The organism is Streptomyces sp. NPDC054813 (assembly GCF_053611365.1).
Map to the genome: position 1 here is coordinate 322,342 of NZ_JBSHAF010000008.1, position 23,529 is coordinate 345,870.

Genomic DNA, 23,529 nt, shown 5'->3' on the forward strand with positions numbered 1-23,529 from the left:
TACCAGGTCGGTACGTGGTGGCTGTCGGGGCCGTCCTCCCCTCCCCCGAGCGGGAGGACGGCCCCCGTCCTTCAGTGGAGCTTCTTCACGGCCGTGGTGGTCGTCTTCTTGAACGCCTTCACCGGCGCGTCCTGGAAGCCGCCCAGCTGCCCCCAGTCCACGACCGTCACGGTGCTCCCCTCCCGGCCGAGCGACAGCAGCCGGATGTCACTGGCGCCCCAGGAGGTCTCGGTGTGCAGGGCGTAGACGTGGGCGCCGTCGCCGACGGGCAGGTCGCCGTGGTCCTGGAAGGCGGCCCGGGTCTCCGGGTCCTCCATCTCGATCCGGTCCGCGCAGGACACGATGTCCTCGTCCAGCTTCGCGACCCGGCCCTTCGCCGCGCGGACGTCGGCCAGTTCGACGCTGACCTGGCGGGCGCTGGTGTCGAGATCGGTCCGGAACTCCCGGTACCAGGTGTTCTGGCCGCCGCCGAGGGCGATGCCCAGGCAGGTGTCCTGCTTGACCACCTCCGGCACACCCGCGGTGACCTTGCCGGCCGTCCAGGACGAGCTCGGGTGCGGCGGCAGGTCGGCCGCCGCGAGGAAGCCGGGCGGCTTCGGGGCGGCCGCCGCCGGGACGGCGAGCGTGGTGCCTACGGCCAGTGCGGCGCCGGCGAGTACGGTGAGCGCGCCTGCTCGGGTGCGCTTGGGCATGGATGGTCCCCCGTTGGATCGGTGCATGGGTGTGGGATGCCGCGGACGGCGCCGGCTGGTCGGTCCGGCCCTGGTCGGTGCGACACCAGAAGCATCGGCCGTCAGCTGCGGCAACCGCAACGGCCACCGCCCGTTCCGCCGGCCTGGAACCATCCCAGCCCTGTTGACGTGCAGGTATATGAGTGCCTGGGATACGGACGACCGGGGGAAGGTGCCCGTGCGCGAGGACGTCGAGGAGTTCGCGGCGCTGCTGCGGCAGTTGAAGGACCGTACGGACCGGAGCTACGGCTCGCTGGCCCGCCGCCTGAACATGAACACCTCCACCCTGCATCGCTACTGCGCGGGCGAGGCGGTGCCGCTGGACTTCGCTCCGGTCGAGCGCCTGGCGGCGTTCTGCGGGGCGAGCCCGGCGGAACGGCTCGAACTCCACGAGTGCTGGTTACGGGCGGTGGCGGCACGGCAGCGGCCACGGACGGCGGAGGACACCGAGCCCCAGGACCCCGAACCGACGGCTCCGGAGGCCTCGCAGCAGACCGAAGCCGAACCGGAAACCCCGGCAGCCCCGGAAGCCGCGGCCGGGAGCGGAGCGGCCCCGGTACCGCAGCCCGGGTCCACGCCCACGCCCCGCCCCTGGTACCGCCGTCGCCGCACCCTGGTCGGCTCGGCCGTGGCCGTCGTGCTCCTGGTGACGCTGGGCAGTCTGATCGCCCCCTCGGACGACCGGCCGCCCGCCGACACCTCGGCCCGGTCCCCCGGTTCCTCCCCCACGACCGCGGCCGGCGACGCCCGGCGCCACCACCCCACGCCCACCGGTCCGACACCGGACGACTCCGGCTCGCCCGGCCGCCGCTCGCCGTCCTCCTCGCCGGACGGCACCAGGACCCCCTCACCCGCCACCCCGAGCACGCCCGCCACCCCCGCCCCGACCGCCGTCCCGCTCGCCTGGACCGCCGGCTCGCAGGTCTGGGAGTTGGGCTGCGACCACGACTACGTCATCGACAAGCAGCCGGCGCAGGTTCCGCCGCCGCCCGTCCCGCAGGACGCCGGCACTTGGGCGGCCACCCAGAACGCGGTGCACGGCCGCGACACGATCGTCCAGATCTCGGTGCAGGGCCGCTCGTCCACCGCCGTCGTCCTGGAGGACCTGCGGGTGCGGGTCGTCGGCCGTAGCGCGCCCGCACCCGGTATCGCCTACTCCATGGCCGACGGCTGCGGCGGCGGGCTCACCCCGCGCTACTTCGACGTCGACCTGGACAAGGACCGCCCCATCGCCCGCCCGGTGGCCGGCGAAGGCCCGGACGGGCAGACCGTCTCGACCATGCGGCTGCCCTACCGGGTCTCGTCCACGGACCCGGAGGTGCTCCGCGTCAACGCGCGCACCGAGGGCTGCGACTGCCGCTGGTACCTCGAACTGGACTGGTCCTCACAGGGCCGCTCCGGCACGGTCCGGATCGACGACCACGGCCGGCCGTTCCGCACCAGCTCCATCAAGGGCCTGCCGCACTACTGGTACGGCTTCGTGAACGGTGTCCGCCAGTGGGTACCGGTCGAGGGCTGAGCTACGGCCTCGGCATGTTGCGCAGGTTGGAGCGGGCCATCTGGACCATCCGGCCCACGCCGCCGTCGAGGACCATCTTGGACGCGGAGAGCGCGAAGCCGGTGACCATGTCGGCCTTGATCTTCGGCGGGATGGACAGCGCGTTGGGGTCGGTGACGACGTCGACCAGGGCCGGACCCTTGTGCTTGAAGGCGTCCTTCAGCGCACCGGCGAGCTGCCGGGGTTTCTCGACCCGTACCCCGTAGGCACCGCAGGCCTGGGCGACGGCGGCGAAGTCGGGGTTGACGTTGGTGGTGCCGTACGAGGGCAGGCCCGCGACCAGCATCTCCAACTCGACCATGCTGAGCGCCGAGTTGTTGAACAGCACGACCTTCACCGGCAGGTCGTACTGCACGAGGGTCAGGAAGTCGCCCATCAGCATGGCGAAGCCGCCGTCCCCGGACATCGACACGACCTGCCGTCGCCGGTCGGTGAACTGTGCGCCGATCGCCATCGGCAGCGCGTTGGCCATCGAGCCGTGCGAGAAGGAACCGATCACCCGGCGGCGGCCGTTGGGCGAGATGTACCGGGCCGCCCAGACGTTGCACATGCCGGTGTCGACTGTGAACACCGCGTCTTCGTCGGCGAGTTCGTCCAGTACGGAGGCCACGTACTCGGGGTGGATCGGGACGTGCTTCTCCACCTTCCGGGTGTACGCCTTCACCACCCCCTCCAGCGCGTCCGCGTGCTTCCTGAGCATCCGGTCGAGGAACCGCCGGTTCTCCTTGGTCCGCACCCGCGGCACCAGACAGCGCAGCGTCTCGCGCACGTCGCCCCACACGGCGAGGTCGAGACGGGACCGGCGGCCCAGCACCTCGGGGCGCACGTCGACCTGGACGATCTGTACGTCGTCGGGGAGGAAGGCGCTGTACGGGAAGTCGGTGCCGAGCAGGATCAGCAGGTCGCACTCGTGGGTGGCCTCGTAGGCGGCGCCGTAGCCGAGCAGTCCGCTCATGCCGACGTCGTACGGGTTGTCATACTGGATGTGCTCCTTGCCGCGCAGGGCGTGGCCCACCGGGGACTTGATCTTCCCGGCGAGTTCCATGACCTCCGGGTGCGCTCCGGCCGTGCCGCTGCCGCAGAACAGCGTCACCTTGTCCGCCGCGTCGATCATCGCGACCAGCTTGTCGAGTTCCTCGTCCCCGGGGCGGACGGTGGGCCGGGAGGTGACGATCGCGCTCTCGACGGGATGGTCCGGGGCGGGTTCGTCGGCGATGTCGCCCGGCAGGCTCACCACGCTCACCCCGCTGCGGCCGACCGCGTGCTGGATGGCGGTCTGGAGCAGCCGGGGCATCTGCTTGGGGCTGGAGATCAGCTCGCTGTAGTGGCTGCACTCCTGGAAGAGCCGGTCGGGGTGGGTCTCCTGGAAGTAGCCCAGGCCGATCTCGCTGGAGGGGATCTGCGAGGCGAGGGCGAGCACCGGGGCCATCGAACGGTGGGCGTCGTACAGGCCGTTGATGAGGTGCAGGTTGCCCGGGCCGCAGGAGCCGGCGCAGGCCGCCAGCTTCCCGGTGACCTGGGCCTCCGCGCCGGCCGCGAACGCGGCGGTCTCCTCGTGGCGGACGTGGATCCAGTCGATGGCGGAGTTGCGCCGGACGGCGTCGACCACCGGGTTGAGGCTGTCGCCGACGACGCCGTAGAGGCGGCGTACTCCGGCGCGGACGAGGATGTCGACGAACTGCTCGGCGACGTTCTGCTTGGCCATGACGGACGGGTGCCCCTTCCCTGTGGGCGGATACCTCCCATCCACGCACAGGGAGCGGCGTCACGCCTCCCAGACGACCGCCGCGGTACGGTCGTCGGCGTAGCCCTTCACCCGCACCTGGGTGTCCGCGAGGAACGCGGCGAGACCCGGCGGGGTACGGCCGGACCAGCGTCGGGCCAGGTACGCGCAGAGGGCGGGTTCGCCGCGCAGCGGGTCGGCGAGCCCGCCGCTGCACATCACCAGGGCGTCACCCGGGCGGGCTACCGAGGCCCGGAAGAGGAAGGGGTCGCGGGGCGGTTCGGGGGCCGGTTCGTAGGGGCTCGGCGGGGTCGGGATGCCGAGGTCCATGGTGAGCCGGTCGCCCTCCGGGGTCTCGGCGGGCGGCGAACCGTAACCGACCACGGCCTCACCGACGGTGTCGGTGTCGACGTGCGGTTCGATGTCCTGCCACTGGCCGTCCCGGAGCCGGAACAGCCCGCCCTCCCCGACCCCGAAGAAGACCCGGGTACGGCACTGGGGGTGGGCGGGGACGAGCAGGCAGCGCAGGCTGGCCGCGTACTCCTCGGCGGCGACGCCCTGTTCGGCGGCGCTGGCGCGGAGTTTGCCGAGGCTGCGGTCGGTGAGCCGGTGCAGCCCGGACTTGAGGTCGCCGCGCCGGGCGGCCTGGATGTCCTCGGTGAGCCGCTGGTGACTGCGGCCCACCGCCCGGGCGATCCACTCGCAGACCTCGGCGGCGGCCCGGTGGGCGCCGGGGGTGGCCCGGGCGCCGGTGGCCGTCGCGACCAGGAGCAGTGCCTGGTCGCCGGAGCCGAACCGGGCGGTGAGCAGGGCGTCGCGGCGCGGCTCGCCCCGGTACCGGGCGGAGTCGCCGCGCTGGGAGACGGCCCGCAGGGTGCAGGTGCCGTAGCGGGCGCCGTCCAGCACGGTGTCGGAGACCAGGTCGTCGAGTTCGTCGGGGTCGGCGGCGGGCAGGGCGGTGGGTTCGGCGTCGTAGGTGGGCGGGCCGGAGCCGACGTAGTCCACGGAGGAGACCGGGGCGGCGGCCGGGGCGGAGTGCGGCGGGAGCGTGGCCAGGTCGGGGCGGGTGGCGGGACGGGAGTCCGCCCAGGCGTCGTCGTCCGCCTCCGCGAACTCCGGGTCCTCCTCGTCCCACGGCCAGGGCTTGCGGACGGTGGCGGTGTTCTCGCCCGGTGCCTCGGTGGGGCCGGCGGGCGCGCGTTGCGCGGGCACGGTCGGGGGCGCGGGCACGGCCGGAGGCGCCGGCACGGTCGGCGGGGCCGGCACGGTCGGCGGGGCCGGCACGGTCGGCGGGGCCGTCGGGCCGGGCGACGGCACCCGAGCGGCCGACGGGACCGGCGCGGCCGGGGGCCCGGACGGGCCCGGCTGCACCGGCACTGCCGGCGGGACCGGCGGTGTCGGCGGGGACGATGCGGCCGGTGGGTCGGGCGGCTCGGCGCCCGGTTCCTCCGCGACGCCCCGCCGTCCCCACGCCCGTCCCCGTCCCGCCACCGTGTTCTTCGCCGAGGCGAAGCGGTCGTCCAGGGAATCGGGTGCGGCCGTGGGGCCGGTGTCCTCGGTGGAGTCGTCGTACAACTGCCCCCACCAGTCGTCCTCATGACGGGTGGGCCTACCCCCTGGCTGGCTCATGCCCCTAATTGTCCACCGCATGGGCCGGATGAAAACGGGGCATCGGGAAAATCCCGCACCCGACCCGGTGTCGAACGGCGTGGACGAGGGACGCGCTGAACACCCGTGCGAGGAAAGAGAATCGACGACACGCGTGAGGGGGATGGTGCCCGTTACACGTGTGAGTCGCCGGGTGGTCCCACCCCCCACGGGAGAACCACCCGGCGACACCTGAGTGACCCGGCCCCAGACCCCCTACGCGTGCGCGCGTCATGGGCCCGGGTCACCGTTCGCACGGCCGGACGCGGTCGCGTCGGCCGGAGGCCAGATTGTGACGGGCATTCCTTGCGACCAGCTGTGAGTCGCGGTTCCGGAACCCCTGTGAAGGTGCTGCGCCGACGTGATCTTGGCAGAGTGACCGCCGGTACGGCGATGATGTGCTGCGGCGGGTTTGCGCCGTGGCCGGTTCCCGCCATGGTGCCCGACTTCGAGGGAGGGACGCGGGTCGATGCTGGCAGCGCTCGGTCTGGACGAGAGGGACGAGTCGGCGTACCGGACGCTGGTGTCCGTGGGCGCCGCCGATGTGCCCGATCTGGCGCGGCGCCTGACGCTGGCCGAGCCGGACACCGAGCGCGCGCTGCGCCGGCTGGAGCGGCACGGCCTCGCGGCCCAGTCCTCGGGCCGGCCCGGCCGCTGGGTGGCGGCGCCGCCCGGGGTGGCGCTGGGCGCGCTGCTCACCCAGCAGCGGCACGAGCTGGAGAAGGCGGAGCTGGCGGCCGCGCTGCTGGCCGAGGAGTACCGGGCGGCGGCCGCCGAGCCGGCGGTGCACGACCTGGTCGAGGTGGTGACCGGCGCCCCGGCCGTCGCCCAGCGGTTCCTCCAGCTCCAGCTGGGCGCCGCCGACGAGGTGTGCGCGCTGGTCACCGGCAACCCGGTGGTGGTCTCCGGAACGGAGAACGAGGCGGAGGAACAGGCGGCCGGCCGCGGGGTGCGCTACCGGGTGGTGGTGGAGCGCGCGGTGCTCGATCTGCCGCACGGGATCACGGAGTTGACGGCGGCACTGGGCCGGGACGAGCAGGTGCGGGTGGTGGATCGGGTCCCGACCAAGCTGGTCGTGGCGGACCGCTCCCTCGCGATGGTCCCGCTCACCTCGCACACCTCGGAGCCCGCCGCGGTGGTGGTGCACGCCAGCGGTCTGCTGGAGCTGCTGTCCGAACTGTTCGAGTCGGTGTGGCGGACCGCGCTGCCGCTCCGCCTCGGCGCCTCCGGGGTGACCGAGGAGCGGCCGGACGCCCCCGACGCCACCGATCTGGAGGTGCTGTCGCTGCTGCTGGCCGGGCTGACCGACGTGAGCGTGGCCAAACAGCTCGACGTGGGCCTCAGGACCGTACAGCGCCGGGTGAAACGGCTGATGGAGCTGGCCGGGGTGACGACCCGGCTGCAACTGGGCTGGCACTCCTACGAGCGGGGCTGGGTGGCCCGGGACTGACCCGCGCGGCACTCTGGGCAGATGGGAGCAGGGGAACTCCTGCTGGTCGGCCTGGTGCTGGTGCTCGGCCTGTGCGGAGTACTGGTGCCCGGGGTGCCGGGTTCGTGGCTGGTGTGGGCCGCCGTGCTGTGGTGGACGCTGTACGACCCGCGCCCGGTGGCCTGGGCGGTCCTGGTCGGCGCCTCGGTCGTGCTGCTGCTGACCCAGGTGATCCGCTGGACCCTGCCGCCGCGCCGGTTGCGGGCCAGTGGGGCCACCCCCCGCATGGGCGTGTACGCCGGGACCGGCGCCGTCCTCGGCTTCGTGCTGCTCCCCGTGGTCGGCGCGATCCCCGGCTTCATGGCCGGGATCTACCTGCACGAACGCCGCCGTCTCGGCCGCCGCGCCGAGGCACTGGCCGCGCTGCGCACGACGATGGACGCGGGCGGCTCCAGTGTGCTGGCCGAGCTGTTCGCCTGCCTGCTGATCAGCGCGGGCTGGCTGGTGGCGGTGGTCTGGGGCGGCTGAGGGCTCAGAGCAGGTCGACGAGCCGGATGGCGGCGGCCAGGGCGCGCATGCCGGCGTCGTTGAAGTGCAGATGGTCGCCGGGGTCGTAGCCGGGCCGGATGCGCGTCGGCTGCTCCGGATCGCGGACGACGGCGTCGAAGTCCACGTACGCGTCGAAGACGTGCCGGGTGCGGATCAGCGCGTTGACCTGCTGCCGTACGCCCTCCCGGGCGTCGGTGTAGCCGCTGAACCCCGCGTAGGGCGTGAGGGTCGCGCCCACGACCCGGATTCCGCGTGCGTGGGCGCGGGCCACGATCGCCCGGTACGCCCGCACGAAGTCGGCGGGGTCCGTGGCCTCCGGGGTGCCCTTGATGTCGTTGATGCCTTCGAGGAGGACCAGGGTCCGGACACCCGCCCGGGTGAGCGCGTCGGCGTCCAGCCGGTTCAGGGCGCCCGGTCCTCCGGTGCTGTCGAGCAGCAGCCGGTTGCCGGAGATCCCGGCGTTGAGGACGCCGATCCGGAAGGGGCGCAGCCGTTCCGCGAGGCGGTCGGGCCAGCGGTGGTTGCTGCCGAAGCTGGAGCCGTTGCCGTCGGTGAGGGAGTCACCGAAGGCGACCACGGTGCCGAGGGTCACGCTGCGCACGTCGACACCGGCGACGTAGTACCAGTTCCCGGTGGTCCTGGTGTACGCGCTCCCGTGCTCGTCGGCGGCCCGGCCTGCGCCGTGCGTGGCGAGGTAGCTGGTCTGGAGCGCGACGCGGTGATAGGTGGCGGGACCGGAGTCGCCCGGGGTCTCGACGGTGACCAGCAGATCGGCGGCGGCCGGGACGGCGAGCGGCACCGGATCACTGACCAGGTCCTGCCCGGCCGGTACGACCGCGGTGCCGGCGCCGTCGAAGGTGGCGCCGCGCATGGACCCGGGTACGGCGTCCGCGCCGGTGCCTCGGCGCAGCGCGACGGTGACCGCGCCGAGCCGTAGCGGTGCGCTGCCGAGCCGGTTGCTGATCCGGACCCGTACCGCACGGCCTCCGACACTGAGATGGACGACATTGCGGTAGGCGGCGCCGGGCACCGCGCGGACGGTACCGGAAGGTGCGGTCTCCCAGCTCCCCGCCCAGAGCGAGGGGCCCGATTCGGCACCGGCCCGCCCCGTCGTACCCATCGCGATCAGCAGCGCCGCGCCGAGGACCCGCCCGACCTTGCCCATCCACACCCGCCCTTCCTGAGGCCCACTGGAGGGGAAGGTGACATACGGATGCCGGGCGGGGCAGCAACTTGACCGGGGGACCACCCAGGTGGCGGAGCCCGAGCCTGGCGGAGCGCGAGCCTGGCGGAGCCGCGCCGTAGAACTGCGGGCCGCATCCCGGCCGCGGGTGGTGTGTGGTTGCTCGCGCAGTTCCCCGCGCCCCTTACGGGGCCCGTCGTAGCCGCGGGCAGTCGTGCCTCCCCCAGTGCCTTGAGGGCCTGGGGGTGCACCCAGGCGGTACGGGTGAGCGCAGCGGCACCCTGCCGGCGCCGGTAAGCCCCCAGCCCTAACCCGCCGCCACCGCTCCCTCCAGCGTCAGCAGCCGCACCTTTCGCTGAAGTCCCCCCGCGTAGCCGGTCATCGAACCGTCCGCCCCGATCACCCGGTGACAAGGCCGCACGATCAGCAAGGGGTTGGCTCCGATCGCTCCGCCGACCGCGCGCACCGCCATCCTGGACGCCCCGATCCGCGCGGCGATCTCCCCGTACGTCGTCGTCCCCCCGTACGGGATGCCGTCCAGCGCACCCCACACCCGCTCCCGGAACTCGGTCCCGTGTGCGCTCAACTCCAGCCGGAACTCCTCGAGTTCACCGGCGAAGTACGCGGCGAGCTGCTCCTCGGCCGCTCGGAAGGGCCCCGCGTCCGCGAGCCACCCCGCCTCGACGCTCCGACCGCCCTTCTGCCCGGGGACGGACAGGGACGTCAACGACCCGTCCGCATCCGCGGTCAGAAGCAACTCCCCGACCGGCGAAGCGATCCGCGTCCAGTACGTGACATCCATCAGTTCCTCAGCTCTCCTTCCACCAGCAGGTGCCGGACGGCGTACGACCGCCAGGGCCGCCAGTCGTCCGGTATGTCCAGGCCGGGCGCGGCCACGTCGGGGTCGCCGAGCGCACGGACCCGGATCGCGGCGACGACCGCCGGCTCCAGCCCGGGCAGGGCCCGCAGGGCCGCCTCCGCGTCGTCCCGGTCGGCGCCCGGGTCCAGCCGTACGGTGCCGTCCGCGAGCGCGGCGGCGAGCGCGCCGAGGGGACCGTCCGGCTCGGCCTCGGCCAGCACGGCGGCCTCCGGGAAGAGGTGGGTGAGGCTGCCGGCGGGCGCGTCCAGCGCCTTGCCGTACCGCTGAACCAGCCGCTCGGCGCCGACGGTGCCGACCAGGGCCCGTACCGCGGCCTCGGCCGGATCCGCGGTGCCGGGTGAGCGCAGCCCCGGCCGCGCGGCGACCAGCGGAGCGAGCCGTGGGTCCTCGGCGAGCCGCTCGTCGACGGCGTACGGGTCGGCGTCGAGGTCGAACAGCCGCCGCAGCCGCTGTACGGCGGTGGTCAGGTCGCGCGGGTCGGTGAGCCGCAGCCGGGCTTCGAGCCAGCCGCCGGGACGGGCACCGCCGGCCGCGGCGCCGGTCCGCTCCTCGACGGCGACGACGGCATGGCCGTACGGCAGTCGCAGGGTGCGGCGGTAGGTGCGGGCGCCGGCGGCGCCGGTGACCTCCTCCACACCGGGTACGGCCTCGCGTTCCAGCAGGTCGAAGACGGGACCGGCCTGGTACGGGCCGCGGTGGGCGAGGCGCAGCGGGATCCCGGCGGCCGGCGAGCCGCGCCGGGCGCCCCGGCCGCCGGGCGCCGCCTCGCGCAACCGGCTCGGGGTCGTGGCGTACACGGCACGGACGGTGTCGTTGAACTGCCGCACGCTGGCGAATCCGCTCGCGAACGCGATCTCCGTGACCGGCAGCTCGGTGGTCTGGAGCAGCACGCGTGCGGTGTGGGCGCGCTGGGCCCGGGCGAGGGCGACCGGGCCGGCGCCGAGTTCCGCGGTGAGCTGCCGCTGCACCTGGCGGGCGCTGTAGCCGAGCCGGTCGGCGAGGCCGCCGACACCCTCCCGGTCCACGACGCCGTCGCCGATCAGCCGCATGGCCCGGCCGACGACGTCGGCACGGGCGTTCCACTCGGCGGACCCCGGTACGGCGTCCGGTCGGCACCGGCGGCAGGCCCGGAAGCCGGAGCCCTGCGCCGCGGCGGCGGTGCGGAAGAAGCGGACGTTGTGCCGCTTCGGGGTGACGGCGGGGCAGCTGGGACGGCAGTAGATGCCGGTGGTCTGCACGGCGAAGAAGAACGCGCCGTCAAACCGCCCGTCCCGGCTGCGCACCGCCTCGTACCTGGTCTCTTCGTCCATCACCCTTCAAGTGTGGGCGATGGGAAGGGGTGGGGCTGGCGGGAATCGGACGTGGCGCTGGGAGTGGCTGCAACGTGCCCCGTAAGGGGCGCGGGGCTGAATCGACATGCGGCTCCGCCGCGTGGGCGGGACCAGCCCCCACGCGCCCGCACTCACCCGACAACCGCCACCGCCCCTACTGCCACCGCCCCCGCTTCGCCTCCATCGCCGCCTTCCCCTCCGCCCCCCTCTTCTTCCAGTCCTTCTTGATCTCGGACCGCAGTCGTGCGTCCGTCTTCGCGACGATCCACTGGTTCTCCCGCATCAGCTTGCGGTAGCTCTCCAGCCGGCGCACGGGCAGTTCCCCGGTCTCCACCGCGAAGCGCACCGCACAGCCCGGCTCGCTCTCGTGCCCGCAGTCGGAGAACCGGCATCCCTCGGCCAGTTCCTCGATCTCGGAGAACACCTGCCCGACCCCGGTCCCGGCGTCGAACAGGCCCACGCCACGCAGCCCGGGCGTGTCGATCAGCACTCCCCCGCCCGGCAGCGCCAGCAGGTTGCGGGTGGTCGTGGTGTGCCGGCCCTTGCCGTCGACGTCCCGGGCGGCCCGGACGTCCATCACGTCCTCGCCGACCAGCGCGTTGGCGAGGGTGGACTTGCCCGCGCCGGACTGGCCGAGCAGTACGGACGTACCGGAGCGGACGAGCGAGACAAGGACGTCCAGGCCGTCCCCCGCCATCGCGCTGACGGTGAGGACCGGCACGCCGGGGGCGCTGGTCTCGACGTCCTGGACCAGATGCGCGAGGGTCACCGGGTCCGGGACGAGGTCGGCCTTGGTCAGGACCACGACCGGCTGGGCCCCGGACTCCCAGGCCAGCGCCAGGAACCGTTCGATCCGGCCGAGGTCGACCTCGACGGCGAGGGACACCGCGACGATCGCGTGGTCGACGTTGGCCGCGAGGATCTGCCCCTCGGACCGCTTGGAGGAGGTGGAGCGTACGAAGGCGGTACGGCGCGGCAGCAACGTCCTCACGTACCGCGGATCATCACCTTCGGGGTCGACGGCGACCCAGTCCCCCGTACACACGATCTTCATCGGGTCACGGGGCACCACGAACTCGGTATCGGCACGAACGACGCCTGCCGAAGTGACGACATCGCACTGACCACGATCGACCCGCACAACACGGCCGGGCAGCAGACCCTGCTCGGCGTGCGGAGCGAACTCGGCGGTCCAGCCTTCGTCCCACCCGTAGGAAGCGAGGGCGTACCGGCCATCAGAAGTGGCGGAGGTGTTGAGCGAAGTGTGGAACAAGGGAAACCCTTCGAAGGGTGGCCCCGGCGGCGCGCTCGGCGCGGAAGATGTGTGGGTGTCAGCCGGAGACCACAGGGGTGGAAACGATGATGAACTCCTGAATGCGGGCAGCACCCGTCACCGTGACAGTCATCAATGTCCTCACCTCCTGCTTCCTCAACGAACCAACACTGTTTCCCCGGGAACGGAACACGACCGCGCCCGGGAACGAGGAAACCGTAGCCTCGCCCCAGGGCGCGGCGCCAGCGATTAACCGTCCGGGGCTCATCCGTACGGCACCCGCAGTCGGCGGACCGGCCTCAACCGCGCAGACAGAGTCCCGGCCGCGACCCGCCGTCTCGAATCCGCGGGGGCCGCAGCCGGGGTCCGGTCAGGAGCTGGCCAGCGCGCACTGGCCTCGGTCGGCCTTCATCGGTCCGGCGGCGCTCGGACGGACCTCGAAGTCGAACATGGCGGTGGGTACGTACAACGAGCAGCAGGCGTTGGGGATGTCCACGATGCCGCTGATACGTCCCTCTATGGGGGAGGAGCCGAGCAGCAGGTAGGCCTGCTCTCCGCTGTAGCCGAACTTCTTGAAGTACTCGACGGCGTTGAGGCAGGCCCGGCGGTAGGCCAGTGTCGCGTCGAGGTAGTAGTTCGTGTCCGTGTCGTGGTCGACGGAGATCCCGATGAAGGTGAGGAACTCCGTGTACCTCGGCTCGACGTTGCCCGGAATGAACACGGGGTTGGTGGAGATGCCATACGTCTCCATGCCGCCCTTGATCAGGTCGACGTGGAAGTCGATGAACCCGCCCATCTCGATGGCGCCGCAGAAGGTGATCTCTCCGTCGCCCTGACTGAAGTGCAGGTCGCCTCCGGACAGCTTCGCGTCCTTGACGTGTACGGGGTAGAAGACTCTCGATCCCCGGGTGAAGTTCTTGATGTCGTGGTTGCCTCCGTTCTCGCGCGCCGGCACCGTGCGTGCGCCTTCCGCGGCGATGCGCGTGGCGAGGTCTCCGGTGGCCGTGCCCGCGAGTGCGTTGGTGCTGTCCGGCGGTACGGCGAGGGGCGGGACCCGGTTCGGGTCGGTGTCGATCAGCGCCTGCTCGCGGGCGTTCCAACGGGCGAGCATCTCGGTGGAGGGGGCAGTTCCGAACAGTCCGGGGTGGGTGATCCCGGTGAAGCGGATCCCGGGAAGGTGGCGGGAGACGGCCTGCTGTCCGTGGAAGTCCCACACCGCTTTGTAGGCGTCCGGGAAGTAGTCGGTCAGGAAGCCTCCGCCGTTGGCCTTGGCGAAGATGCCGGTGTAGCCCCAGCCCTGCCCTGCCGCGCCCCCGGTCTGCTGCGGCACGGGACCGAGGTCGAGTATGTCGACGACTAGCAGGTCGCCGGGTTCGGCACCTTCCACGCCTATCGGGCCGCTGAGCATGTGCGGGATGGTCAGGTCTATGTCGCGTACGTCGTTGGAGGAGTCGTTGTCGCCGACCTGACAGTCGGTCCAGTCACGGCACTCCATGCGGAACTCCGCTCCTGGCTTCACCATGGCGGCGATGGGGACGTCCGGGTGCCACCTGTTGTGTCCGGGAACGTCCTGCTCTCGCATCGACTTGCTCTGGTCCACTCTGAATACGACTTCAGGCATGACAGCCTCTCACTCTTGATCCGGTCAGGACGTTGTGCCCGTACTTCCGGCCGATCCGGCCGGGGCCGGCTGCCGCGATTTCCTGGTGAGCGGCCACAGCGCCGCGAACACGACGACACCGAAGGCACCGAGGGCGATGGCGATCTCCGTGGTGTGCTTCCAGTAACCGGAGAGCAGCAGTGCCGCGGGAATGACACCCGTGACCCAGCCCTCGATCGCCGTCACCCAGCCCACATAGTCGGACAACTCCGTCTTCTTGAGACCGAGCAGCAGGAAGAACAGGAACCACAGGAAGGACCAGTAGAGCCAAATAACTCCGAACGGGTAGTCCTTGATGAGGTGGAAGTTGGCGAATGAATACCCCAGGGCCACGATCGCCACGAAGAGGGAGTAGTAGCCGACGCAGATGTTGTCGATCCCGGCGAGCAGCACAATTCCCACGTACAGGTAGGTGAATCCGAACAGGTAAATCCCTGATGCCGCCAGAATCTTCATGGGGTCGTTGCCTGCCGTGAAGATGAGATAGGTCGGCGTCAACACCTGCAGTCCGCCCACGAAGAGGTTGAACACTGCTGCGGACCTGGCATCGACCTTCCCCAGCAGCAACAGCCCGTTCACGTAGAGCACCGCACCGACGAAGAGCAGTCCCACGTTTCCCACGGGGACACACCTCCCAAGTCCGCATGGAGGGGCGGAATCGCGTCGTGCCCGGGGTGTCTCCGACGAGCAGCCGAGGGGGCGGCTCGGCTCCCGGCCCGCGTCGCGTGATTCCGCGTTCCGCGTACCGCTACGGGAACGACGTCGTGTCCGATGCCGAAACCCGCATGAGACGTTCTGCCTTTTCGACCACCGCCCTCAGGGACGGGGCAGCCGCGAAAGCGCGGGGTGCGGGTGGTGTGGCGCCCTCCTGCGTGGCGGCACTTCAGAGACTACTGCCGGGGCCTCACGCGCCTGTTCCTCCCGTACATGGAGGGCGGCGACCGCGTTCGGGGTCAGCGAAAGGCCGGGCGCCGAATACACACGTCTCGCAGCGCCTGCGCACACAGGGCAGTCACAAACCTGGGGCGCCGTCCCGATTTCCAACTTCACATCGAAGGGCCCACAGCGGCTGCATAGATATTCGTAGGTTGCCATCAGCAGCCTCCGGATGCCGGTGGACGCTGGCCAACCCGAGCGTGTGCGACGCGCCCGGACAAGCGCACGCCACACGATGTTTCCTTGCTTCAAGGAGACGTCTTGTAAAACGACGTGTCAAGTCCGGACGGACGAGTCCGCCCTTTCTCAGAACGACCCGATGGCGAGCCCTGCCGCTGCCGCCGGCAGACCCGCGGCGAGGCTCGAAGCGCCGTACAGCAGGGACCAGCACCAGTGCATAACGGGCCGTCCCGCCCAGCAGACCGCCGAGCGCGACCGCCGCCAGGACGCCCCCGCGCAGACGTACGCGGAACGGCTCCCGAGCTCCTGTCAAAAGCCTTATCGAATAGTCGCATCCCTATCCACCGGAACACCTCCCCTTTATCCCAGGGGGATTGCAGTGCCGACGCACACTCGACTAAAATTCAAGATCATCGGTGTTCGACCGGCTCGCCGGTGCCCTACCCGTTCACAGGAGCAGTGGCCCCACCGATGGAGGACGGCCATGGCAAAAATCCTTGCGGTGCTCTATCCGGACCCCGTGGGCGGTTACCCTCCCGACTACGCCCGCGACGAGATCCCCACCATCAGCGGCTATCCGGGCGGTCAGACCGCGCCGACCCCGCAGGCCATCGATTTCACCCCGGGGCACCTCCTCGGCTGCGTCTCAGGAGAACTGGGGCTGCGCCGGTTCCTGGAGGACCGGGGTCACACCCTTGTCGTCACAAGCGACAAGGAAGGGGCGGACTCCGCCCTGGACCGCGAGCTTCCCGACACCGACGTGGTCGTCTCGCAGCCGTTCTGGCCCGCCTATCTGACCCCCGAACGCATCGCCGCGGCTTCCCGGCTCAGACTCGCGATCACCGCGGGGATCGGGTCGGACCACGTCGACCTGCCGACCGCCATCGCCCACGGCATGACCGTGGCCGAGGTGACTTTCAGCAATAGCATCAGCGTGTCGGAGCACGCCGTGATGCAGATTCTCACCCTGGTGCACAACTACATGCCGGCTCACGAGTGGGTGACCACCAAGAAGGGCTGGAACATCGCCGACAGCGTCTCGCGCGCCTACGACCTCGAAGGCATGGATGTCGGCGTCCTCGGCTCCGGCCGAATCGGCCAGGCGGTACTGCGCCGCCTCAAGCCGTTCGACGTCACGCTGCACTACTGCGACGTGCACCGGCTGGACAAGGAGATCGAGGAGGAGCTGGAGCTGACCTGGCATCCCGACGCCCGTTCGCTGGCCTCCTCCGTCGATGTGCTCTCGATCCACACTCCGCTGCATCCACAGACACAGAACCTCTTCAACGACGAGCTGCTCGGGGCCATGAAGCGCGGTTCGTACATCGTCAACACCGCGCGGGCGCTCATCGTCAACCGGGATTCCGTGGTGCGGGCCCTCAACAGCGGACAACTGGCCGGTTACGCCGGTGACGTCTGGTATCCGCAGCCGCCACCGCCCGACCACCCCTGGCGCACCATGCCCTACGAGGCGATGACGCCCCACGTTTCCGGGTCGACCCTCTCGGCTCAGGCACGCTACGCGGCCGGTGCGCGGGAGATCCTGGAGTGCTGGCTGGACGGTCGTCCCATCCGCCCGGAGTACCTGATCGTCGAAGGCGGTGGGCTCGCCGGGACGGGAGCGAGCTCCTACACGGTCGCCGGTTGACCGACACGGGCCGGGGATGTCCGACGGACAAGAAATCAACTGCAGATCGAATAGAAGATCCACCAATCCGGCTGTGATCCGATTCACCCACGATTTACTGGACGGGCACGGGCGGGACCTTTAGCGTCCATAAATAGGTTGCTTTCAATATGCAGGGATACCGGCGCCGCGGGTAATCTCTCGTAAGAAAACCAGGCGAACGCCGGGAAGGTGGATCAGTGAGCACGGACGCAGTGTGGGTTCGGGGCGTGACCGGAATTCAGATGCACCACGTGACCGACCTTCAGGATGCCGGCAGGTTTTTGGGCAACGCAGCGATGGCACTGCGGGCCGCGCACGTAAGGACCGGCGCCGACCGGTACTCCGGCATCGCCGCCGAGCTCAAGGCTCTGGTGGAACGAGTGCGTGAGCTGGAGGACGAGGCGCGGTCGAGCATGCACGAACTGCACTCCGCCGACCCCGAGCGGTTCATCCGCTGCCGGGAAGGCCACGAGCCGTGGCCCGGCGAGATCCCGGCAGGATTCATCCCGCGCCACACCTGCAAGGACGAGTGCCTCTACCACGACCGCGAGGTCCTCGAGGCCATCATGCAGTGCACCTGTGGCCGGCCGCCGTGCCAGGCCTGTGAGATCGGCGGGAAGCTCTGAGAAGCTCCTGGGCTCCCGCGGCCGAGCCGCATCGAATCGCCATCTGATCACGTACGGTGATCCTGCCGCCGGTCGATGCTGTCCCCGCCGTGGACAACGGTCGACAGGTACGGCCACGCCGCAAGCCCGGCTCGCGCGCCCCTGAGCGCGGTTTCGGCCGGTACCGAACAGTGCGGCCGACATGGTCGTGACGACGAGATCGAGTCAGCTCACCCCCACCCCACCACCGTGCAAGTCGCGGCGCTCTCCCCCGGAAGGCACGCGCCCCCGGCGGTTCTCCCGCCGGTCGATCACTCCTCGGCCGTAGTGGCCTGGGGAGGGTGTCGTACCGGGCACGGAATGGTTGCGGCATGGGCTTCCCGGCACGACGGCACCCTGGCTGCGGCAGCATGACGGCCCATGAGCAGAGACCGCTACGTCGACTTCCTGCGCGCGTGGGCCATCGTGCTGGTGGTGCTCGGCCACTGGCTGATCACAGCTCTGGTCCGGGAGCCCGGTGGACAGATCACCGCCCCGGAGCTGTTGGCGACCGTGCCCTGGACCCAGTGGCTGACGCTCGGGTTCCAGATCATGCCGCTGTTCTTCCTGGCCGGGGGCCACGCCGCGGGCGGTTCCTGGCCGCGTGCCCAGGCGGCCGGGGGGACGGCCGCCGGGTGGCTTGGGCGGCGGGCGCTGCGGCTGCTGCTGCCGACGGGCCTCTACAGCGGTCTGGTGCTGCTCGCCGTCGGTCTCTGCTCGGCGGCCGGCGTGGACGCGGGCACGCTGTCGCTGGTGGGATGGGCGATGGCGATGCAGTTCTGGTTCCTTCCGGTGTATCTGCTGCTCAGCACCCTGACGCCGCCGATGTACGCGGCACACCGGCGCTGGGGACTCCTGGTCCCGTCGGCGATGGGGGCGGTTGCCCTGGCGGCCGACGTGCTCGTGATGTCGGTGCACGCGCCGTACGCGGGTCTGCTGAACTACGTGCTCGTGTGGGGTGTCGCCTATCAGCTGGGCTTCTGCTGGCGGGACGGTCTGCTGACCGGGCGCCGGCTCGTGCCGGTCATGATGGCGGCGGGCGGCGGGGTGGCCTTCGCCGCGCTCGTGGCCCTCGGGCCGTTCCCGGTCAGCCTGATCCTGGTGACCGGGCAGCACCCCAGCAATACCAATCCGCCGTCGGCCGCGATGCTGGCGTGGGTGGTGACCCAGGTCGGGCTGTGCCTCCTCGCCGCGCCGGCGGTGCGGCGACTGCTGGACCGCGAGCGGGTGTGGCGCGTGGTGCGCCCCGTGGGGGCGACCAGCATGACCCTGTATCTGTGGCACATGCTGCCGGTACTGGTCGTCGCCGCCGCGTTCTACCTGACCGGCCTCGCGCCCGAACCGGCCCTCGGGTCCGCCGCGTGGTGGGGGCTGCGGATCCCGTGGCTGCTGGTGCTCTGCCTCGTCCTGGCCGGCGTCGTGTCCGCGCTCCGGCCCCTGGAACGCGGGCTGGCCGTGCTGTACGAACGGACCACTCCGGACGTCGGCCTGCGGCATGCCTGGCCGCTGTGGCTCGGCCTGGCCATGGACATCGCCGCTCTGGCCCGCTTTGCCGTGCGGGGCTTCGCGCCCGACGGCCGGCTCCCCGTACTGCCCACCATGGGCCTGGCGTTGGGCACCGCGCTGGTGATGCTCACGCGGTGGACGACGGCACGCCGGCTCGACCAGCCGAGGGTGGCCCGGGTTCCGGGCCGGGTGTGAGGGCAGCGGCCGGACGGACACCGTGATCGCCGGGAGACTCTGCGAAACCCCGGCGCGCGGCTCGCTGTTCACCCGGCCGGCCGCGGCTCTCCGTATGCGGTGTGCCACCCGCCGTCACCGAACTCTCCCAGCAGCCGCCGACCTTGCCCGCCGGCCGTCACCGAACTCGCCCAAAGCCGCCACCACCGACCTTCCGCGCCCGCCGCGCGGCCTCCCTACGCGGCGAACGGCCCCGGCATTTCCCCCGACCCCCGCTCGATCAGCCGGGTCGGCATGACCACCGTGCGCGGTGGTGAGACGTCGCCGTGGATGCGGGCGAACAGCAGGTGTGCCGCGCTGGTCGCGAGGGCCACCGGGTCCTGGGCGATCACCGTGACGGGCGGGGTCAGCCGGTCGGCGAGCGCGAAGTCGTCGAAGGCGATGAACGCCAGGCCGGCGGGGAGGACGGTGAGAGCGCTGAAGGCGAGGATCTCGTTGCCGGCCAGCAGGGCGGTCGGCGGGTCGGGCAGGGCCAGCATCTCGGTGACGGCCCCGGCCGCCTCCGGGCCCGGCCGCAGACCGTCCCTGACCAGTGCCGGGTCGGCGGTGAGGCCGGCCGCCGCCAGCGCCGCCAGATAGCCCCGCCGGCGTTCGCCGAACGTCCAGATCCGCGGGGTGTCGCCGATGTACCCGATCCTGCGGTGGCCGTGTGCCGCCAGCCGCCCCACCGCCTCCCGCACCGCGCCGAAGTTGTCGACCACCACGGCGTCCACGTTCAGCCCGGGTGCCGCCCGGTCCACGCAGACGATCTTCGTGCCCTGCGCCTGGGCCGGGCGCAGGAAGCGGTGGCTGCCGGCGGCCGGGGTGAGGATCAGGCCGTCGACGCGGCGGGCGGTGAACGCGGCGATCACCTCGCGTTCCCGGCGCGGGTCGGCGCGGCTGGAGCCGATGAGCATGACGCTGCCGCGCTGCCGGGCGACGTCCTCGGCCGCGGAGGCCACGGCGGCCATGAAGGGGTCGGCCACATCGTCGACCAACAGCCCTATGGTCTGGCTCAGTTCGTGGGTGCGACGTAACTGGCGTGCCACGTCGTCGCGTTGGTAGCCCAGTTTGCGGACCGCGGCCTCCACCCGCGCGGCGGTGCGCGGGGCGACGGCCGCATCGCCGTTGACGACCCGGGACACCGTCATCGCGCTGACGCCCGCTTCCGCGGCAACGTCCTTCATGGTCGGCCGGGTGGCTGCCACGCCACGTCCTCCACCTGCGTCACGTTTGAGCGTCGACTCGTTAACGTTACCAACTCGATGGCATATCAACAGACGTGCAAGCAGGAGGAGTTGAGGAGCCGGACGAACCGGTCCGGGATCGGCTGCACCACCCTTGACACCCCGCCGTGAGCGCCCCAAGAATCAGCCAAGCTGTTAACGATACCAACCAGAAGGCACAACATGGCCTCTGCAAGGGAACCACTGCTCACCGCACATGGCGTGGTCAAGCGCTTCGGCCACGTCCAGGCGCTCCAGGGCGCCGATTTCACGGCATACCCCGGCGAGGTCGTCGCCCTCATCGGCGACAACGGCGCCGGCAAGTCCACTCTGGTGAACGTCCTGTCCGGCGTGCTCGCCCCCGACGCCGGCGAAGTCCGCCTGGACGGCGCACCGGTGCGGTTCTCCGGGCCGATGGACGCACAGCGGCACGGCGTCGAGACGGTGTACCAGGACCTGTCGCTCGCGCCGGATCTCGACGCGGCGGCCAATCTCTATCTCGGCCGGGAGATCGTGCGCGGAGGCCTGCTCGGACGGGTCGGCGTCCTCGACCGGCCCGCGATGCGCCGGGAGGCGGTCAGGGCCTTCGCCGAACTCGGCGTGGAACTGAAGGATGTGACAGCTGCTGTGACAACGTTGTCCGGCGGGCAGCGGCAGTCCGTCGCGGTGGCCCGCGCGGTCGCCTTCGCCAACAAGGTCATCTTCATGGACGAGCCGACCGCCGCCCTGGGGGTGGTCCAGCGCGCCCGGGTCCTGGAGACCGTGCGCAGGGTCGCCGACCGTGGCATCTGTGTGGTGCTGATCAGTCACAACATGCCCGAGGTGCTGTCGGTCGCGGACCGGGTGGAGGTGCTGCGGCTGGGCCGGCGCGTCGCGTCGTACACCGCGGCGGACACCACGATCGAGGAGCTCGTCGGGGCGATGACCGGGTCCCTGGACGGGCCGGGCGGGGGCAAGGAAGCGGAGGGCGCACGATGACGGCCGAGAGCGAGAAGGCCCCCGTGGCCGTCGGCAGCCGTGCCGGGGTGCCGGACTGGCTCCGGCGCGCGGCAACGCTCAACGAACTGTGGACCTTTGTGATCCTCCTGGCGCTGGTGGTGTTCTTCACCATCGCGGCGCCGGGCAAGTTCTTCACCACGTACGACATCACCCAGATCGCCGTGAACGCGGCCATCTACCTGGTGCTCGGAGTCGGCATGACGTTCGTGATCATCACGGCGGGCATCGACCTGTCGATCGGGTCGGTGCTGGTGCTGGCCGCGGTGGCGGCGGGTGAGTACAACCTCCATCACGGCGGCCCGGCGTCGGGCTGGGGCACCGTCGCGATCTGTGTCGTCATCGCGCTGGCCGTGGGCACGGCCTGGGGCGCGCTGCAGGGCGTGGTGGTGGCCAGCGGCAAGGTGCCGCCGCTGATCGTGACACTGGGCGGGCTCGGCGCGGCGCTGGGGATCGCCGAACTCGCCACCGGCGGCCAGGACCCGGCCGGTGCGGCCTCCACGCATCTGCAGAACAGCCTCGGTTTCGGCAAGCTGTTCGGGATCCCCTGGATGGTGATCCTGGCCGCCGTGGTGACCGCGATCTTCGGCGCGGTGCTGGCCGCCACCCGGTTCGGCGACCACACCCTCGCCATCGGGTCGAACCCGACTGCCGTACGGCGGGCCGGTATTCCGGTGGGCCGGCATCTGGTGAAGGTGTACGGCCTGATGGGGCTGCTGGCCGGACTGGGCGCGGTGATGTGGCTGGCCTCGTACGGCACGACGTCGATCGCCGGGCACTCCACCGACAACCTCAAGGTGATCACCGCGGTGGTGCTGGGCGGTACCAGCCTGTTCGGCGGGCGGGGTTCGGTGCTGGGCACGGTGATCGGCGTGTTCATTCCGGCGGTGCTGACCACCGGGCTGATCGTGATCGGCGTCCAGCAGTACTGGCAGGACGTGGCGGTGGGCGTGGTACTGGTCGTGGCCGTCTACATCGACCAGATGCGCAGGAAGACCCGGGAGCGCGCATGACGCGCACACCCATGGCTCGACCGCGCAGGACGCAAGGGCACGGGACTACTCGATCGCGCAGGACAAGGAGAACTCTGTGATGGGGAGCATTCGCAGCAGGCGCGGGTTGCTGGTCGCGGTGGGCACGGTGCTGGCCCTCGGCGCGGCCTCGGCATGCGGTTCGTCGGACGACGGTGGCGGCTCGGGGAGTTCGGGCGGCGCCAAGGGCAAGAAGGTCCGGCTGATCACGGGGGTGAAGAGCGACCCCTTCTACATCACCATGACCTGTGCCGCGCAGCAGGAGGCCAAGGCCAAGGGGATGGACTTCACGGCCGACGGTTCCGCGCAGTGGGACGTGTCGGTGCAGCGGCCGCTCCTGGACTCGGTGGCGGCGGCCCGGCCCGACGGGCTGCTGATCTCGCCGGTGGACACCAGCGCGCTGACGCCCTCGCTCAAGCAGATCCAGTCGTCGGGCACCAAGGTGGCGCTGGTGGACACGACGGTGAGCGACGACTCCGTCGGGATCACCCGGATCTCGTCGGACAACGAGAAGGGCGGCCGGGTCGCCGCCGACGCGCTGGCCAAGCTGATGAACGAGAAGGGCTCGGTCATCGTCATCAGCGTCAAGCCCGGTGTGTCGACGACGGACGCCCGGATCAAGGGCTTCACCGAGGAGATGGGCAAGTACCCGAACATCAAGGTGCTGCCGACGCTCTACGACAACGACCTGCCGGCCACCGCGGCCTCCCAGATCCAGTCGACGCTCGCCGCCCACCCGGACCTGGGCGGGGCGTTCGCGGGCAACACCAACACCGGTACGGGCATCGCCACCGGGCTGAAGCAGGCCGGCAAGCAGGGCACGGTGAAGGTGGCCGCGTTCGACGCCGAGCCCGACGAGGTCGCCGCGCTGAAGGCGGGCACCCTCCAGGTGCTGGTCGCCCAGGACCCGGCTTCGATCGGCCGGCAGGCGGTGGACCAGCTCGCCGACGCCTTCGAGGGCAAGTCGGTGAGCAAGACGATCGGCACCAACATGGTGGCGATCACGAAGAACAACATGAACGACCCGTCGGTCAGCAAGTACTTCTACAAGTCGCAGTGCTGACACGACCGCCTGGCACGTACTTTTGACAGACGGTCAGGGGGCGGGGGGGCCCGCCCGCGTGGGTCCGCCCGGCCGCGGGGGGGTACGGGACACCCGCGCAA

20 protein-coding genes are annotated in these 23,529 nt (G+C 71.2%); 9 read left to right on the forward strand and 11 right to left on the reverse strand.

The window, feature by feature from the left end:
• Positions 1 to 71: 71 nt before the first annotated feature.
• Entirely contained in the window at positions 72 to 692 is a 621-nt protein-coding gene (locus tag ACWGJB_RS18910) for a hypothetical protein (RefSeq protein WP_453381279.1), read from the reverse strand.
• Between the two features lie 178 nt (positions 693 to 870).
• On the opposite strand from ACWGJB_RS18910, the gene ACWGJB_RS18915 reads away from it, so the two are divergent.
• On the forward strand, positions 871 to 2,250 hold the full coding sequence (locus ACWGJB_RS18915; RefSeq protein WP_453381280.1) for a helix-turn-helix domain-containing protein: 1,380 nt from the start codon (positions 871 to 873) through the stop codon (positions 2,248 to 2,250).
• 1 nt (position 2,251) lies between these two features.
• Here ACWGJB_RS18915 and ACWGJB_RS18920 read toward each other — a convergent pair whose 3' ends face one another.
• Both ACWGJB_RS18920 and ACWGJB_RS18925 read right to left on the reverse strand, forming a co-directional pair.
• The gene (locus ACWGJB_RS18920) at positions 2,252 to 3,994 is read right to left on the reverse strand and encodes a pyruvate dehydrogenase (protein ID WP_453381281.1); all 1,743 of its coding nucleotides are present in this window, start codon (positions 3,992 to 3,994) and stop codon (positions 2,252 to 2,254) included.
• Positions 3,995 to 4,054: 60 nt separating this feature from the next.
• Positions 4,055 to 5,641, reverse strand: coding sequence for a protein phosphatase 2C domain-containing protein (locus ACWGJB_RS18925; RefSeq protein ID WP_453381282.1), 1,587 nt, complete (start codon positions 5,639 to 5,641; stop codon positions 4,055 to 4,057).
• Between the two features lie 487 nt (positions 5,642 to 6,128).
• On the opposite strand from ACWGJB_RS18925, the gene ACWGJB_RS18930 reads away from it, so the two are divergent.
• Together ACWGJB_RS18930 and ACWGJB_RS18935 are read left to right on the forward strand one after the other, a co-directional pair.
• A complete protein-coding gene (locus tag ACWGJB_RS18930) occupies positions 6,129 to 7,109 on the forward strand; it encodes a helix-turn-helix domain-containing protein (RefSeq protein ID WP_453381283.1) in 981 nt (326 codons plus the stop codon).
• A 21-nt stretch (positions 7,110 to 7,130) separates the two neighbouring features.
• The gene (locus ACWGJB_RS18935; protein ID WP_453381284.1) at positions 7,131 to 7,616 is read left to right on the forward strand and encodes a DUF456 domain-containing protein; all 486 of its coding nucleotides are present in this window, start codon (positions 7,131 to 7,133) and stop codon (positions 7,614 to 7,616) included.
• Positions 7,617 to 7,620: 4 nt separating this feature from the next.
• On the opposite strand, the gene ACWGJB_RS18940 is transcribed toward ACWGJB_RS18935, so the two are convergent.
• From ACWGJB_RS18940 to ACWGJB_RS18970, 7 genes are all read right to left on the reverse strand, one after another.
• Positions 7,621 to 8,802, reverse strand: coding sequence for an SGNH/GDSL hydrolase family protein (locus ACWGJB_RS18940; protein WP_453381285.1), 1,182 nt, complete (start codon positions 8,800 to 8,802; stop codon positions 7,621 to 7,623).
• A 325-nt stretch (positions 8,803 to 9,127) separates the two neighbouring features.
• On the reverse strand, positions 9,128 to 9,622 hold the full coding sequence (locus ACWGJB_RS18945) for a methylated-DNA--[protein]-cysteine S-methyltransferase (RefSeq protein ID WP_453381286.1): 495 nt from the start codon (positions 9,620 to 9,622) through the stop codon (positions 9,128 to 9,130).
• Positions 9,622 to 11,010, reverse strand: coding sequence for a bifunctional transcriptional activator/DNA repair enzyme AdaA (locus ACWGJB_RS18950; protein WP_453381360.1), 1,389 nt, complete (start codon positions 11,008 to 11,010; stop codon positions 9,622 to 9,624). Before ACWGJB_RS18950 ends, ACWGJB_RS18945 begins: the two co-directional genes overlap by 1 nt.
• Positions 11,011 to 11,185: 175 nt before the next feature.
• Positions 11,186 to 12,304 (reverse strand): ribosome small subunit-dependent GTPase A, encoded by a 1,119-nt coding sequence (gene rsgA, locus ACWGJB_RS18955; protein WP_453381287.1) that lies wholly within the window; start codon positions 12,302 to 12,304, stop codon positions 11,186 to 11,188.
• A 370-nt stretch (positions 12,305 to 12,674) separates the two neighbouring features.
• On the reverse strand, positions 12,675 to 13,925 hold the full coding sequence (gene fmdA / locus ACWGJB_RS18960; RefSeq protein ID WP_453381288.1) for a formamidase: 1,251 nt from the start codon (positions 13,923 to 13,925) through the stop codon (positions 12,675 to 12,677).
• A 24-nt stretch (positions 13,926 to 13,949) separates the two neighbouring features.
• Positions 13,950 to 14,585, reverse strand: coding sequence for an AmiS/UreI family transporter (locus tag ACWGJB_RS18965; protein ID WP_453381289.1), 636 nt, complete (start codon positions 14,583 to 14,585; stop codon positions 13,950 to 13,952).
• A gap of 195 nt (positions 14,586 to 14,780) precedes the next feature.
• Positions 14,781 to 15,059: an FmdB family zinc ribbon protein gene (locus ACWGJB_RS18970; RefSeq protein ID WP_453381290.1), complete on the reverse strand. Its 279-nt coding sequence runs from the start codon at positions 15,057 to 15,059 to the stop codon at positions 14,781 to 14,783.
• 505 nt (positions 15,060 to 15,564) lie between these two features.
• Here ACWGJB_RS18970 and ACWGJB_RS18975 point away from each other — a divergent pair.
• From ACWGJB_RS18975 to ACWGJB_RS18985, 3 genes are all read left to right on the forward strand, one after another.
• Entirely contained in the window at positions 15,565 to 16,728 is a 1,164-nt protein-coding gene (locus ACWGJB_RS18975) for an NAD-dependent formate dehydrogenase (protein WP_453381291.1), read from the forward strand.
• 263 nt (positions 16,729 to 16,991) lie between these two features.
• Entirely contained in the window at positions 16,992 to 17,375 is a 384-nt protein-coding gene (locus ACWGJB_RS18980; protein WP_453381361.1) for a hypothetical protein, read from the forward strand.
• A gap of 399 nt (positions 17,376 to 17,774) precedes the next feature.
• Entirely contained in the window at positions 17,775 to 19,094 is a 1,320-nt protein-coding gene (locus ACWGJB_RS18985) for an acyltransferase family protein (protein WP_453381292.1), read from the forward strand.
• Positions 19,095 to 19,309: 215 nt separating this feature from the next.
• Here ACWGJB_RS18985 and ACWGJB_RS18990 read toward each other — a convergent pair whose 3' ends face one another.
• On the reverse strand, positions 19,310 to 20,320 hold the full coding sequence (locus tag ACWGJB_RS18990; RefSeq protein ID WP_453381293.1) for a LacI family DNA-binding transcriptional regulator: 1,011 nt from the start codon (positions 20,318 to 20,320) through the stop codon (positions 19,310 to 19,312).
• A gap of 201 nt (positions 20,321 to 20,521) precedes the next feature.
• Here ACWGJB_RS18990 and ACWGJB_RS18995 point away from each other — a divergent pair, with 201 nt between their 5' ends.
• The 3 genes from ACWGJB_RS18995 to ACWGJB_RS19005 all read left to right on the forward strand — a co-directional run bounded on the left by ACWGJB_RS18995 (position 20,522) and on the right by ACWGJB_RS19005 (position 23,428).
• Positions 20,522 to 21,316 carry an ATP-binding cassette domain-containing protein gene (locus ACWGJB_RS18995; RefSeq protein ID WP_453381294.1) on the forward strand — a complete coding sequence of 265 codons (795 nt, stop codon included), beginning with the start codon at positions 20,522 to 20,524 and terminating at the stop codon, positions 21,314 to 21,316.
• Complete coding sequence (locus ACWGJB_RS19000) at positions 21,313 to 22,347, forward strand: ABC transporter permease (RefSeq protein ID WP_453381295.1); 1,035 nt, start codon at positions 21,313 to 21,315, stop codon at positions 22,345 to 22,347. Before ACWGJB_RS18995 ends, ACWGJB_RS19000 begins: the two co-directional genes overlap by 4 nt.
• Positions 22,348 to 22,426: 79 nt before the next feature.
• Positions 22,427 to 23,428 carry an ABC transporter substrate-binding protein gene (locus ACWGJB_RS19005; RefSeq protein ID WP_453381296.1) on the forward strand — a complete coding sequence of 334 codons (1,002 nt, stop codon included), beginning with the start codon at positions 22,427 to 22,429 and terminating at the stop codon, positions 23,426 to 23,428.
• The last annotated feature ends 101 nt before the right edge of the window (positions 23,429 to 23,529 follow it).